The organism is Paenarthrobacter sp. NPDC091711 (genome assembly GCF_044756605.1).
Taxonomy (GTDB): Bacteria; Actinomycetota; Actinomycetes; order Actinomycetales; family Micrococcaceae; genus Arthrobacter.
Map to the genome: position 1 here is coordinate 16706 of NZ_JBIVTF010000012.1, position 14733 is coordinate 31438.

Genomic DNA, 14733 nt, shown 5'->3' on the forward strand with positions numbered 1-14733 from the left:
TTCCTTTACTTACTTACGCTTTGGTCAGGATCGCGGTGGGTGCGTCCGCCGCGGTTTCTGCCAGCTCTTCGAACTCGTTCACGCCGCTGATTTCAACGCCCATGGAGATGTTGGTGATCTTTTCCAGGATCACTTCAACAACCACTGGAACCTTGAACTCGCCCATCAGTGCCTTGGCCTTGTCGAAAGCGGCAGGCAGATCGTTGGGGTCCTCAACGCGGATGGCCTTGACGCCCAAGCCCTCGGCAACCTTGATGTGGTCTACGCCGTAGCCGTTGGTCTCCGGGGAGTTGATGTTCTCGAAGGCCAGGGAAACGTTCTGTTCCATGTTGAAGCCGCGCTGGCTCTGACGGATCAGGCCCAGGTAGCTGTTGTTCACCACAACGTGGATGTACGGCAGGTTGAACTGTGCGCCAACGGCCAGTTCCTCGATCATGAACTGGAAATCGTAGTCACCGGACAGGGCAACAACAGTGGCGTCCGGGGTTCCACGAACCACGCCCAGTGCGGCGGGACCGGTCCAACCCAGCGGGCCGGCCTGGCCAGCGTTGATCCACTTGCGGGCACCGAACACGTGCAGCATCTGTGCGCCGGCGATCTGCGAGAGACCAATGGTGGACACGTAGGTGGTGTCGCGGCCGAAGGCCTTGTTCATCTCCTGGTACACGCGCTGCGGCTTGATGGGTACGTTGTCGAAGTTGGTCTTGCGGTGCAGGGAGCCCTTGCGCTCCTGGCACTCGGCAACCCAATCCGAGTAGTCCGGCAGGGTCTTAGCGGCCTGGCGTTCGCGGGCCAGTTCCAGCAGACCGTCCAGCGCTGCACCGGCGTCGGACGTGATGCCCAAGTCCGGCGAGAAAACGCGACCGATCTGCGTCGGCTCGATGTCGATGTGCACGAACTTGCGGCCAGCCGTGTAGGTGTCCAGGCCGCCGGTGTGGCGGTTGGCCCAACGGTTGCCGATGCCGATCACGAAGTCGCTCTGCAGGAACGTCTCGTTGCCGTAGCGGTGCGAAGTCTGCAGGCCAACCATGCCGGCCATCAGCTGGTGGTCATCCGGGATGGCGCCCCAACCCATCAGCGTGGGGATAACAGGAACGTTCAGGATCTCGGCCAGCTCAACCAACTGGGCCGAAGCGCCGGCGTTGATGATGCCGCCACCGGCAACGATCAGCGGGTGCTGGGCTGCGGTCAGCAGGTCCAAAGCCTTTTCCAGCTGCTTGCGGGAAGCCTTGGGCTTCTCCACCGGCAGGGGCTCGTAGGCGTCGATGTCGAACTCGATCTCGGCCATCTGAACGTCGATGGGCAGGTCCAGCAGAACCGGGCCCGGGCGACCCGAACGCATCAGCTGGAACGCCTTCTGGAACGCGCCGGGAACCTGGCCCGGCTCCAGGATGGTCATGGCGAACTTGGTCAACGGCTTGGCGATGGACTCGATGTCCACGGCCTGGAAGTCTTCCTTGTGCAGCTTGGCAACGGGTGCCTGGCCGGTGATGCAGAGCATGGGGATGGAATCCGCCCATGCTGCGTACAGGCCGGTGATCATGTCCGTGCCAGCGGGGCCCGACGTGCCGATGCAGATGCCGATGTTGCCATCAGCTGCGCGGCTGTAACCGTCAGCCATGTGGCTGGCGCCTTCAACGTGGCGGGCCAGCGTGTGGCGGATACCGCCGTGGGCACGCATTGCGGAATAGAACGGGTTGATCGCTGCGCCTGGCAGGCCGAAAGCCTCGGTGGCGCCTTCCTTTTCCAGAATGGCGACTGCCGCGTCAACGGTGCGCATCTTAGCCATGGTGTACTCCTTGTTTTTTGCCCTGTCGGGCGAAGTCTGTGGTGTTTTTGGGTGTGGTGAGGGAGCCGCCGTCGTTTAAGTACGACGGCGGGTTCCCTGCTTGTGTTGCTTAGCTGGCTTTTGACGGGGTATTTACTTCCGGCCGCTGAGCTGGAGGACCTGCTTGAAGAGGCCCGAGTGGTCGAGGCCGCCGTCGCCCTGGTTGACGGTTGCGGCGACGAGCTGGGCGACGACTGCGCCGAGCGGGACAGCGACGTTGGCTTCGCGGGCTGCGGAGGTGACGATGCCGAGGTCCTTGTGGTGGAGGGCCAGGCGGAAGCCGGGGTCGAAGTTGCGGTCGAGCATCTTCTGACCCTTCTGGTCGAGGACCTTGGAGCCGGCCAAGCCGCCGCCGAGGACCTTCAGTGCTGCGTCGGTGTCTACGCCGTAGGCCTCAAGGAAGGCGATGGCCTCGCCGAGGACCTGGATGTTGACGGCCACGATCAGCTGGTTGGCTGCCTTGACGGTCTGGCCGGAGCCGGACGGGCCGACGTGGACGATGGTCTTGCCCACTGCGTTGAGGACATCCTGTGCTGCCTCGAAGTCAGCAGCTTCGCCGCCGACCATGATGGACAGGACGGCGTCGATTGCGCCCTGCTCGCCACCGGATACGGGAGCGTCAAGCGGGCGGATACCGGCTGCTACTGCGTCATCCGAGAGGCGCTTGGCGACGTCCGGGCGGATGCTGGAAGCGTCGATCCAGAGGGTGCCCTTCTTCGCGTTGGCGAAAACGCCGTCCTTGCCGCTGACTACACCCTCAACATCGGGGGAGTCCGGGACCATGGTGATGACGACGTCGGCGTCCTTGACTGCGTCCGCGATGCTGGTGGCACCCTGGCCGCCCTCGGAGACGAGCTTGTCGATCTTGTCCTGGCTGCGGTTGAAACCGGTGACCGTGTGGCCGGCCTTGACGAGGTTGATGGCCATGGGGAGGCCCATGATTCCGAGTCCGATGACTGCAACGTTGCTCATTGTGGTTCTCTTTCTGAAAGTCTTTTTTAGCTCAGGTGTGCTGGATGGCGAGTCAGCCGCTTAGGCGGGTGGCGCCGTCGTTTGCTAGTTGGCGTTGGCGCGCTGGCGGATGGCCCAGCTGAAAGCCGATTCCTGCGGTTCCTTGTACTCGAGGCCGATGTAGCCGTCGTAGCCGAGTTCGCGGCTGCGGGCGATCCATTCGCCGAGGGGGAGCGTGCCGGTTCCGGGAGCGCCGCGGCCGGGGTTGTCGGCGATCTGGATGTGGCCGAAGTCCTTGGCGTGGTTCTCGATGACGGATTCGACGTCGTCGCCGTTGACTGCAAGGTGGTAGAAGTCGGCGAGGAGCTTGATGTTCTGTGCGCCGGATTCTGCCTTGACGCGGGCGATGACCTTGAGTGCGTCTTCAGCGGTGAGGAGCGGGTACTTGGGTGCGCCGCTGACCGGCTCGAGGAGGACGGTACCGCCGATGCGGGCGACGCCTTCTGCTGCTGCGGCGAGGTTCTTTGCCGCGAGTTCGTCCTGCTCTTCAGGGGTGAACTCGTCCTGGCGGTTGCCGTAGAGGGCGTTGAAGGCCTTGCAGCCCAGGCGCTCACCGATGCCGGCTACGACGTCGATGTTGTCCTTGAACTCGGAGCAACGTCCCTTCCAGGAAACCAGGCCGCGGTCGCCGCCGGGCATGTTGCCAGCGTTGAAGTTCAGGCCAGTGAGCTGAACGCCGGCGTCCTTGATGGCGGTTTCAAACTCGGTAACTTGGGCGTCGCTGGGGACGGAGGTCTCGAAGGGCCACCAGAACTCGACGGCGTCAAAACCGGCTGCCTTCGCGGCGGCGGGGCGCTCGAGCAAGGGCAGCTCCGTCAGGAGGATGGAGCAGTTCACTGTGTACGTCATCGTAGGTCCTTCCGAGGAGGGGCTTGGATCTATCTTCCGGTTGCTTGGCTGCTGCCTTGGTGCTTGGCGTCAGTTTCCGCTTTGTGGAATTTAGATTCTGCTTTATGAAAAGTTTAGGGAAGGTGGGGGTGGGAGTCAAGGGGGCGCATTGACTCATGGGAAAGGTCCGCGAAGCCGGATACGTCGCCTCATTGGGAAAGGTACGGGAAGTGTGGGTGGCGGACCTCCTTGACGGATGGGTCTGACGATGAGTGAACGCAGAGCTGTCACGGTGGTCAAGGCGAGGGCTTATGCCCGGGGAACGCGTTCTGAGAAGACTCGGTTTCTGAGTGAGTTGGTGGAGCTCACGGGGTTGGAACCGGGATTACGCGCGCAGGGCGTTGGGGGTGGCGTTGGAGTTGCGGCCGGTGCGGGTCCGGTCTGCTCCGGTGCCGGTGTATGGTCCGCGGGTTGTCGCGGCGTTGGTTGGGCGTTGGGCTGTGTTGCGTGCCCTCGCTGGTGAACGACTTGTGCCGATGCTGCCGTTGCTGGTGCCTTTGCTTCGACGGGGTGGGGGAAGTTGGTCTGACCGATGAGGAGGCTGCGCTGTTAATGCGGATGAGCGTGGGCACCATCGCCCGGTCCCATACCAAACCCGGGCCCGTTGTTGCAGTCCCAGATACCGGTTGGAACCGGGGCGGACTGGGATGAAGCGGTGCCCGGGTTCGTGGAAATTAATATGGTCGGACAAAAGAGGGGTCGCTTAGAGCAGTTTTGTTCACCTGGCCGTAACCGACATCGCGCACCGGGTGGATGGTGAACCGGCTAGTACCGAGCAAGAGGCAATCGCCTTGAATGCTCAGTTCAAACGCCTCAAAGCGGCAGCCATATCCCGGCAAATCCGCGCATTCAGCAGCGAACTGAAGAGCCTCACCCAAGACAAAGCAGCGTCACGAGCCGGGGGAAGTTGGGGGCTAGGGATACCCGGGATGTGGACTCTTGCTCCGGCGCCGCCGCCGGCTTGCTTTCTGTGGTTCCAAGAACAGAAGGATGGCGTCGCTAAGTGACCTGTAGCGTCTTGACGTACAGTCCCGAGCAATCCAGCCTCCTAGGAGCTACGACCACTTAAAGCTCTTTTTGAAATCCAATGGCCCCACTATGTAGACGCCAGGTCCCCAACCGATAGGACCCGTTGCACTAGCATGCAACTGTGAAGGTGAGAGCAAGAACGACGAAAATTTGCTTAGGTTGGAGAAGGAGAGTCCGTGGGTGACTTTGGTCCATTCTCTGTTGCACCAGCAGTAATTCGTGGTCTTGGTGGGGCCAGTTTTGGGTCCTTCGTGAGCCGCCTTCTCAGTGTTGAGGTAGCGCGCGCCGGAATGACGGGAACCACGCTTGAGACCACGTATCTCGAAAATGTGGGAGACGGGGGCGTAGATGCGGCGCTGCGTCAGGCGTCGGCGACGACGTGGATCCCGGAGGGGAACAGTGCTTGGCAGTTCAAAGCAGGGGACTTGGCGCCGGCAAAATGCAAGACGGAGTTGAAGGGCGCCACTCATGCACTGGACATCCTCAGGAATGGAGGGAAATACCGCTTGGTGCTGGGTGTATCCCTTACGAGCGCTAAGATCGCATCACGCCGCAAGGCGCTCATTGAGCAAGCCCAAGAACTTGGCCTTCACGTTGAAGCCGACTCTTTTGAGATAATCGGAGCGGACGGCTTGGCGAGGTGGGCAGAGGAGCATCCTTCGTTGTCCGTTGACCCAATCCTCGGCGGAATCGGAACAACTTGCCTTACGTTTCACAGATGGGCGGATTCCAACAGGCACACCACTGCGTGGGTGTCTTCAGGCGAGAGAAACGCTGTCATTCAGCAGCTCCGTGCCTTGCTTGCAGGCGGCTCACAGATTGACGTCCATGTGGACGGAGTGAGTGGTCTCGGCAAGACGAGGCTCGTGATGGAGGCCCTTCGAGGACAATCGTATGAGCCGCTTGTGATTTACGTGCCGGCCGCAGATCAATTCACGCTACCGCTCCTGAACCAATTGACCGTTCAAGGGCGAACAGCTGTGCTGGTAATTGACGAGTGCGACCGAAAGCAGCATGAGATCTATGCGGGGAGCCTACCTTCTGGAACAAAGTCAAAGCTGGTCACTATTGGTGAACCCGGTGCTTACTCGACGAGATCGCCCATGATCGGGTTGGCGGGCTTCGAAGACGGTCCCATGACCGAATTACTGGAAACTAATGTACCCAACTTGTGGTCCGAGGCAGTTAGAGTTGTCGTGGAGGTCTCAGCCGGAAATGTCGACTACGCGCTGAAAGCAGCCTCTGCCATCCTCAGCTCACCCACTGCCTCTGCCGCCACGCTTGTCACTGGTGACGATGTGCGTGCGTACATTACCCGGGAGCTTCCAGATGGTGATCTTTTTTTAGGCTGCACCATCCTCGCTCTCTTCAGCAGGTTCGGCTACGACCGTGACGTGGCGCGGGAGTTGGAAGTCATTGCGCAAGGGCTTGACATCCCAATCGCCGATCTTAGGGCCTCGGCTCGAGCCCTGCAGGGTAGCGGTCTACTATCAAAACAGGGTCGGTTCCGCAGCGTTGGCCCGTTCCCATTGGCGGTGTACCTGGCTGCCAGCGCTTGGGACGAATTTGGTGACCAGATTATCCGTGATCTGATACCAGTCCTCGACGACGACCTGGTTCAGCGCCTTTTCCGTCGTGCTTCGGATATTGGTGAGTTCGAGAGTAGCAGCCCTGCCGTAAGAACTCTGCTGGCCCCGACGGGGCCGTTTGCGACGTTAGAATCCCTTTCAAGGGGTGGTAACTCGAAGCTATTAGTGCACGCAGCTGTCATCGCGCCTAATGCGGTTGCTCGTCAAATTGCAAAACTGATACTTGATGCCACCGATGAGGAGTTCCGAGCCAATAATTCGATTCGTCGTGATCTTGTCTGGACGCTGGAAAAACTCGCTTGGAGATCGCAGACTTTCGAATTGGCTGCTGAAGCGCTCGCCCGACTCGCAGTTGTTGAAACTGAAAAATACAGCAACAATGCCACAGGCACGTGGGTTGCATTATTCGGTACGATGCTTCCAGGCACGGCCGCTTTACCTGAAGATCGTATGTCCTATTTACAGAGTGCTGTGACTTCCAGGGACTCGCGAGTGCGGCGAATGGTGATCAAGGCGGCATCTCATGCATTATCGATACATGAATCGATAATGGTTTCCGGTGAACTCCAAGGCGGAACTATTGTCGAACCCAGAGGAGTGCCAAAGACAAATGGAGAGATGTGGAATTACCGTAAGGGTGCTATAGATCTGCTTCGGACGTTGGCAGATGATTCAGATCCTGATGTTTCCCAGGAAGCCTTGCATGTGCTTGCGGAAATAATTCATCCGCTACTTGAGCAACCACAAGTTCTCGAGCACTTCACAGAATCCATCGGCACTCTTAGTGCAAGCCAACTTCGTGGTCTTCGAACTGAAATTTCTAGTTTGAAGGCGCTGTTTGGCCGCGTTTCCGATGCTTCAGGTCGTCTAAATGCCGTAAAGCAGCTTGAAGAATCGTTGCCCGATGAATCGGCCTCGGAACAATTGTGGGTTCTTGCTCGCGCCCATCCTTGGCACGGCGATAACGCAGATCTTAGGCGCCAGATATCGGATGCTATCGGGTCACTCCCAAAGGGGTCCGAGGTCGAAGCCATCCTAGAGCTTCTACTTGAGGAGGTCCCTGCCGCCTTTGAGCTGGGGCGCGCCTTAGCAGGGTTGCTGGACGACTCGCATAGAGTACGCGAGAGTTTGCTCGCTTTAGTCAATGGACCCAACCTGCCGGCCGTGGTCGGATATCTCTGGGCTAAAACCGAGGCTGGGGAGACAGATGCCTTCGATTCGTTCATCGACCAGTCCCCACTCGATGCCGTGGCACAACTCAAGCTCACGGTCCGGGGGCCAAAGACAGCGAGAGCACAGAAAAGAATCGACGAGTCGATTGGTGCCGTTTCTGTTCGTGATGGAGCCCAGATGCTTTTCGGCTGGCTTCAGGATCCATCTGACAGTCAACTAGAGAGCTACGTAACGCCGTGGATGAGTCGAATGCTCACCCAAGACGATTACAACGCGGTTGTGGACTTCTTGGCCTTACACCTTAACGATTCGACGGGGCATGTCCTTGTTGACGGCCTCGTACGTGACGTCGTAAGGCGTCGCGCGGATTTTCCGAGAATCGGACAACAGTCTTGGGACTGGGCCCAACTCGCGCTAAGACTAGCCCAGCGTGACCCCTATTATGTTGCGAAACTCCTCCTGGATCTCATCGATGCCGATGCGGTTGTCGGCTATGAGTCAAGCCATGAATACGAAGTACTTCGTGCCGCGCTGAAAAGCAGCGGTTCAAGGGCCTGGTCGGAGGCTATGAACCGAATTGAAGCAGGCTCGTGGAGGCTCGCGCTGACAGCACGCGGATGGCTTGCTGCTGCCGTCGATCTTGAAACTGCTGAGAAATGGGTTGCTGGTCGATTGGACCGAGCCAGACTCCTGGCATCCGTCGCATCTATTGGTGACAACCGGATGTCGGATATTGGCCGATTCCTGATAATCAACTTCGGCTCTGATCGACAGGTCTCTTCTGCGTTGGCTAGTGAGTTCATTAGCGGTTCGTGGACAGGCAACGAGTCGGACAGGATCTCGCGGCAGATTGACCAACTCGTTGGCTGGTTAAAAAGTCCGCACGAAACGAAGGCAGTAAAAGTCTGGATTAGCGAACTAATGGAAGATCTTGTTCGTGGCAAAGAGAGAGCATTGGAGCGTGAAGCGGAGGAGACGTGGTAGATCTTCTGCCGACTCCATCTCGATGAATGATTCGGTCGACATGGAACCTATCTCCAGCGAGGGTCTAGGTCTTCAATGCCAAGACATGCCAAGGCTATAGCCGGCCTAGCAGCGAGATCCATTTGGTTCGGAGAGTTGGTTGGCTCAGCTTCCCAATCGAATGCCCTTTCGCGCTCAAAGTTCCACAATAGCCTTGCACGTACCTAAGCTCCATGGAAACCCCGAAAGTGAATGGGGCACAAACTCTCCAGGCTCTAGTAAAACAATCCCGATGGTTGCAAGAGCATCGAGCAGCAAATCGCCTCCGGCTCTTCGTCCTCCATGGACTGCTCTGGTGCTGCTCGTTTGATTACGTCCATCAGACTCTGATGCGTGCAGGATTCGATCAGTGTACTCGTTCTGCTCGGCGCTTAGCGGAGCTTTGGGATCATTGCTGAGGATCTCGGCAAGATACCTGTTTATGCCGTCCTTCAGCACATTCATCTCGAGTGAAAAATAACGAGGATCCGTTGGGGTGGCGGTGCCGCGAAATCAGATGATTGCATAGACCTGCAGGTGGAGGAACCAGAGGTCCTTTTGATAGGGCTAGATCCTGACTGAACCCACCGCCATGAGTCGCTTCCTCTTAGAACCGTGATTGGCGACGCAGTGATTCAACAGCCGCCACCAGAGCGTCGTCCTTTGCTGGCGTTGTGTTCCACTCCGTCCAGAATTTTCTGGTTGCGCTGTCCGGTTTTATCGAAGGTGCGTCGAGCTTTACCCGGGCTGGAAGGACTACGGAATCCCCGATGACTAGGGCCTCACCAACATCCAGGAGCGGTAACGAGGCAGTGAGTCCTGAGAGGTTGTCGGGCATGACACGTTCAATGACTCGGCGGTCCTGATCATTAGTGAGCCTAAGAACTATGAAGTTGTTGCACTGCGAAAGCACCGTTTTGCTGACATCCGATGGCCGTTGGCTTACTACCAAGAGGGAAACGCCGTACTTCCTACCCTCTTTTGCTATGCGTTCGAATGAGTCTAGAGCCCGCTGTTCCCTGACGGATACATTGTCAGATGGCAGGTAGAGGTGAGCTTCATCGCAGACGAAGGTGAACGGCGTCCGGGTCTCGACGGCTGACCAGAACTGAATGTCATATAGTATGCGAGCAAATACTCCGACAACCACCGGGAGAGCGTCGGAGGGGACCTCGCTGAAATCAATTATTTTTATCCCAGGTTTAGTCCCTAGCATGCTCTTAGCAACTCCATGCAGCCAGTCGTAGTCTGATGTAGAAAATGGAGCTTTGAACATGAACGCATAGCGTCTGTCGTTCATCTTGGTACTCAGTCTTGAGATGAATCGTGTGAGCTTGCCTTTGAAAGGGCCATTTACCTGCCTGCTTTGACCAGCGACCATCTCGGTGTCATCGGCTTCGAGGAGCTCCACCAAATCTGTAAGCGAAAACGGAATTGGGCTATCTACTGTGAAATTATCAAGTGCTTCTAGCTTTCCTGCTGCTTCCAGTGTCTGACGCTTCAAAGTCCTCACATGCTCCGTGAAGCGTGCAGCTTGGTTTGGTGCGTTGTCTTCACTGCGGTCAAGGAGCAATGCCAATAGTTCTTCTTGATTGAGCATCCAGAACGGCAGGAACAGGGTGTCCGAAGTTTCTACCTGATCGTTCGGTCCGGCGATGCGCCATCCAGCGGCAAAGCCGTAGGAACTGGTGTCGCTGGTCAGAGGGGCATACTCGCCGTGCATGTCTAGGACGATCAGATTAGGGTGGTCCAGGGCCGCGGCGCGTTCGAGCATGAGTGCCACAGCCCAACTCTTGCCGGACCCAGTGCTCCCGACTAGGGCAGCATGGCGCTGAAAAAGACGGTCCCCGTCAGCAACAGCCTTGGCAGTTGCATCTGAAACGAATGAACCGAGATAAAGCCTCTTAGATTCCTCGACCTCGCTGGAGAGCAGATTCATCAGTGATTGGAGATTGTCTCCATTTATGGCCCAGCATTTGGCATCTATCCTGGGATATGAATCGGCGCCGCGTTTAAACGTGTTTCTGCTTTGGCCATCAACAGTCTTATATGTTCCGAGAAGAACAACGCGAAATAGGTCACGCTCAGCATGTGTAATTGGAAACGAATCATTATCTTCCTCGCCGAGGACGTCTATTTGGTCCGTCTCACGAGTAACACGGTCAAGCATGCCAATTAGGAACTCGGAGGGTATTTGGCCTTCCATTGCAATCAGTGAGCCAATGCCTACACGCGTAATTCCATTAATCTCATTTGCCATTGCCCAAACACTTGATGTATCAATTCTCAGTGCAGTACCAAGGTGCGGCACATCATCGAAGGAAAGCGTGGGTGATGAAGTTGCTGTATTGGTCAAGTCAGTACCTCCGAGATGAGCGTGCCGAGATCCCAAAGTGGAATTGATTCAACTTTGAGGGTCTCCCCTTGAAAATGGACTCGTGAAGAATCCGCCTGCCCAGGCCAAGCGTCAATCGCAAGGATGTGGGGGAAGTCTTGAATGTAACCCATTGCTGCCTCAGTTAGAGTGCGAGCTAAAACGGCAGTCTTTATGCCTCTTGAAAATTGCGGATTCAGATGCGTTTGGAGATGATCATCATTGAACCCGTAGCCGATGAAAAGAAGAGTGTTTGCTCGGTCGATAGCACCCGTGGCTCTATTCTTCTGTGCGTCAAAAGGGCGCTCGTATCCGGTCTTGTATTTGCTGAGGCCGGGTGTAATGATGAGGGGCTGTCCACCGAAGGCGATCTCGGATCGCACCGGCTCACCGTTATGTTTGAACCAATCCAGGCTGCCGTGAGGTTTTGCCAGGCGAATATGATGTCTGTAACCGACCGAAGTTTGACCGCGGGGTAATCGGCGTACTGACATAAGAGCCTCGCGACTGGCTACCTCGTCATAAGTGCCGATTGTGTGCCCACTGAAACCTGTATCCACGGGTATCGCGGCAAGTGCGCAGGCCAGTTCAATCAACCGGTCATAGTTTGTCGTAATGACATCGGCGGATGCGGAACTCTTGCTAATGTAGCAAAGTAATTCTTGCAAGGGGTAGCGCTGATTTGGGGATATGATTCTGGCCATTGCGCGCTGTTCGCAGGCCTGGATGATGTCTGCCGTCGCAGTCACGAGGATTGGCAACGAGGGATCATCTCCCGCCAGATCGTCTAGTGCGACCTCCAGGCCAGACTCCTTCAGATTCTGTGCCACACCTACCCATGTCGTGTCGGGTATTCCGGCCTGCCCGAGAAGTTCCGGCATCACTGCCTCCAGTTCGTCGGCCAGCGTTCCCATGCTGGGCAGCCCATACGAGCAGGACAGTCCGGAACCAATCACGGTAGTGAGGTCCGCAATAAACAGTTGCTGGATATGCGTGTACACGGCGTCAAGGCTCACAGAACTCACCAGAAGAACAATATCTGTTCGAACCAAGTTCTTATGCGAATGAAATACCCAAATTTATTGTGTGTCGTTCGTGGGGCTGATGTTAGCCGCAACGTAAAGCCGGTGGGAACCGAGGCGTCAGTTTTGACCTTTTTGTCCGCTCTGGTGGCAGAATTCGGCTCGCGAGTCTGTGGTCCTAACGCCCAAGGGGCTCAGCGGAGGACGACGGCCATCGGCTCCCGCGCCAGCCAGTGCTCAACTATGCTGAGGACCGGCAGGGGGGTGGCGGCAAGGATCATCGCCACTACTCGCGGAAGGACAATCGAATGGCACGAGCGACAGTTCAGGACGTCGCCAGGACTGCGGGTGTGTCTGTAGGGACGGTGTCGCGCGTCTTGAACGGGAGTTCGGCCGTTAGCGAGTCGGCCAAGGAGAAGGTCAACGCCGCCATCAAGGAGCTCAGCTACCGACCCCTTGCCTCGGCGCGGGATCTCCGAAGAGACCGCACAATGCGCGTCCTCGCCCTCGCGAAGAACCTCGATTCCCTCGTGATCAGCGAAGTCTTCCGCGGTGTCGGCGACGCTGCTGCAGACTCCGGCTATGTCAGCCTCATCGCAGCCACAGACGGAGACCTGGATCGCGAACAGCAACTAGTCGACATGCTGCGCAACGGTTCGGTGGACGGCCTGGTCATCTTTTCGCCGACGATGCCGGACGACGACGTCAACGCAGTCGCCGAGCAAATGAGCGTGATCCAGGTCTGTGAAATTGTCGATGCCGAGGCAGCATTTGGAGTGTCCATCGATGACCGTCAAGCCGCCTACGACATCACCAAGCACCTCATCGACACGGGCGCCAAGAAGCTGGCCATGCTCGCCCATAGAGGTGCCCGCTCCGGCCGGCTGCGCGAAGAGGGATTTCGTCAGGCGCTCACGGAGCAAGGCCTGGAATCGGACCAGATCCTGTTCGGCGAAGGCAACTTCGGCTTCCACGCCGGCCGTACGCTCGCCAAAAAGCTTCTCGAAGCAAAAGACCTCCCCGACGCAGTTTTCTGCGGGACCGACGTCGTCGCTGCCGGGTGCGTTCGGGAACTCACGGATGCCGGACTCAGAGTTCCAGAAGACATTGCCGTAGCAGGTTTCGATGACTCAGCCCAAGCGGAAATGTGCGTCCCGGAGTTGACCACGGTCCGGCAGCCGGCCTACGAAATGGGCCGTGTAGCCTTCGCTGAGCTCCTCGACCGTATGACAATCCCAGGCGACCATCGCATGGGAAGAACCTTCCTCCCGCACGAACTCGTCATCAGGGACTCCACCAAGTAGAGAGGGTTGACAGCCCTCCGTGGTCCCTGTCACACTACTTTGGAATCGATTCCACGGCCGCAGGGCCGATTCTTTTGAACACATTTGGAATCGATTCCACAAAGCAAAAGAACCACCGGCAAAGAAGCCACTCCTCAGTACGCGGGACAGCCAAAACGCGCACTGAACGCCACCGCCCACAGACCCCAAAGGAGCCACTTGTGGACTTGAACCGACCTGCTCTCCCGCTCCAAAACAGAGCCGCCCGCAACCGCAAAGCCCTAGCCGCAACCGCACTAGCCGCAGCCCTCCTCCTCAGCGCATGCGGCGGGGGAGCCGCACCGCAAGGTGCCGAGCAAGCGGCAGCTGCCGATCCGGCGTCGGGCGCTAATGCCAGCGGTGCCGTGAACATCTGCGGCGTCAAGGACGCGAGCGGCATCTACAAGGGCACAGCGGAAGCGTTCACCAAGGCGAACGGCAAGATCACGGCCAAGTACACCGAGATCGGCGCCACCACGGACGAGGCCCGCACGCAGATTGTGCAGCGGCTCGAGGGCAAGTCCACGGAGTGCGACCTCTTCGTCACGGACGTCATCTGGACCTCCGAGTTCGCCTCCCAGGGCTGGTTGCTGGACCAGACCAAGCTGGTGGAAGCGAACAAGGACCGGCTCATTCCCTCCACTGTGGAAACCACCAAGTACCAGGACAAATACTGGGGCTCGCCGTTCTTCACCAACGCCGGGTTGATCTACTACCAGAAGGACAAGGTGGCCAAGCCTGAGTCCTGGCAGCAGCTCTACGCGGAAGCTGCCAAGGCTCCCGGGAACGGATACGTCTACCAGGGCAAGCAGTACGAAGGCCTCACGGTGAACTTCCTCGAAATGCTCTACAGTGCAGGCGGCGAAGTGCTCAACGATCAGGGCGACGTCAAGATCGACTCCAAGGAAACCCGCGACGTCCTGAACTTCATGAGCGACGGACTCAAGAACGGCTCAGCCGACCGCGCCGTCCTCACCTACAACGAAGATCCGGCACGCCTCGCCTACGAGTCCGGCGACTTCGGGTACCAGCGCAACTGGCCGCACGTTTACCGCCTGCTCAACGCGACACCGCTGGCGTCCACCTTCGGCGTCGCGCCGCTACCGGCATGGGAAGGCGGCAAGGCCTCCGGCGTGCTCGGCGGCTGGAACCTGGCGATCTCTGCCCACTCCACCAACCAGGCCGGGGCTGTCGCGTTCATCGACTTCGCCACCACCCCGGACTGGCAGAAGCACGTGGCCATGGACTACTCGCAAGCACCTGTCAACGAAGCTGCCTACTCTGACGCCGCGGTACTCCAGAAGATGCCGTTCGCCACGGAACTCCTCGCCTCGGTGAAGGGCGCCAAGCCGCGCCCGATCTCCCCGGTCTACCCGCAGATCTCGCAGGCGATCTACAAGAACGTCTACGCCGTCCTCTCCGGCACCGCCTCCACCGAGGAAGCCGTGCAGAAGATGGCCGAGGAAATCACCACCGCCAAGGCGAGCTTCTAGTC

The 14733-nt window shown here is 58.2% G+C and carries 7 protein-coding genes and 1 pseudogene; 3 read left to right on the forward strand and 5 right to left on the reverse strand.

Features of this window, described 5'->3' with window-relative positions:
* Positions 1-13: 13 nt before the first annotated feature.
* The 3 genes and pseudogenes from gcl to ACIQH5_RS16640 all read right to left on the reverse strand — a co-directional run bounded on the left by gcl (position 14) and on the right by ACIQH5_RS16640 (position 3688).
* Positions 14-1789 carry a glyoxylate carboligase gene (gene gcl, locus ACIQH5_RS16630; RefSeq protein WP_400405386.1) on the reverse strand — a complete coding sequence of 592 codons (1776 nt, stop codon included), beginning with the start codon at positions 1787-1789 and terminating at the stop codon, positions 14-16.
* Positions 1790-1921: 132 nt separating this feature from the next.
* Positions 1922-2806, reverse strand: a pseudogene (locus ACIQH5_RS16635) (2-hydroxy-3-oxopropionate reductase); the annotation flags it as partial.
* Between the two features lie 78 nt (positions 2807-2884).
* A complete protein-coding gene (locus ACIQH5_RS16640; protein ID WP_024818157.1) occupies positions 2885-3688 on the reverse strand; it encodes a hydroxypyruvate isomerase family protein in 804 nt (267 codons plus the stop codon).
* A 1244-nt stretch (positions 3689-4932) separates the two neighbouring features.
* On the opposite strand from ACIQH5_RS16640, the gene ACIQH5_RS16645 reads away from it, so the two are divergent.
* On the forward strand, positions 4933-8502 hold the full coding sequence (locus ACIQH5_RS16645; protein ID WP_400405389.1) for a hypothetical protein: 3570 nt from the start codon (positions 4933-4935) through the stop codon (positions 8500-8502).
* 625 nt (positions 8503-9127) lie between these two features.
* Here the strand turns inward: ACIQH5_RS16645 and ACIQH5_RS16650 are convergent.
* Both ACIQH5_RS16650 and ACIQH5_RS16655 read right to left on the reverse strand, forming a co-directional pair.
* Positions 9128-10876 carry an ATP-binding protein gene (locus ACIQH5_RS16650; protein WP_400405392.1) on the reverse strand — a complete coding sequence of 583 codons (1749 nt, stop codon included), beginning with the start codon at positions 10874-10876 and terminating at the stop codon, positions 9128-9130.
* A complete protein-coding gene (locus ACIQH5_RS16655; RefSeq protein WP_400405395.1) occupies positions 10873-11910 on the reverse strand; it encodes an SIR2 family protein in 1038 nt (345 codons plus the stop codon). Before ACIQH5_RS16655 ends, ACIQH5_RS16650 begins: the two co-directional genes overlap by 4 nt.
* Positions 11911-12224: 314 nt before the next feature.
* Between ACIQH5_RS16655 and ACIQH5_RS16660 the strand changes: the two genes are divergently transcribed.
* Positions 12225-13220: a LacI family DNA-binding transcriptional regulator gene (locus tag ACIQH5_RS16660; protein ID WP_400405398.1), complete on the forward strand. Its 996-nt coding sequence runs from the start codon at positions 12225-12227 to the stop codon at positions 13218-13220.
* Between the two features lie 200 nt (positions 13221-13420).
* Positions 13421-14731, forward strand: coding sequence for an ABC transporter substrate-binding protein (locus ACIQH5_RS16665; protein WP_400405401.1), 1311 nt, complete (start codon positions 13421-13423; stop codon positions 14729-14731).
* The last annotated feature ends 2 nt before the right edge of the window (positions 14732-14733 follow it).

Excerpts from the sequence above, each read along its gene's own strand:
- gcl (WP_400405386.1), bottom strand. The coding sequence starts at position 1,789 with ATGGCTAAGATGCGCACCGTTGACGCGGCAGTCGCCATTCTGGAAAAG.
- ACIQH5_RS16640 (WP_024818157.1), bottom strand. The coding sequence starts at position 3,688 with ATGACGTACACAGTGAACTGCTCCATCCTCCTGACGGAGCTGCCCTTG.
- ACIQH5_RS16660 (WP_400405398.1), top strand. The coding sequence starts at position 12,225 with ATGGCACGAGCGACAGTTCAGGACGTCGCCAGGACTGCGGGTGTGTCT.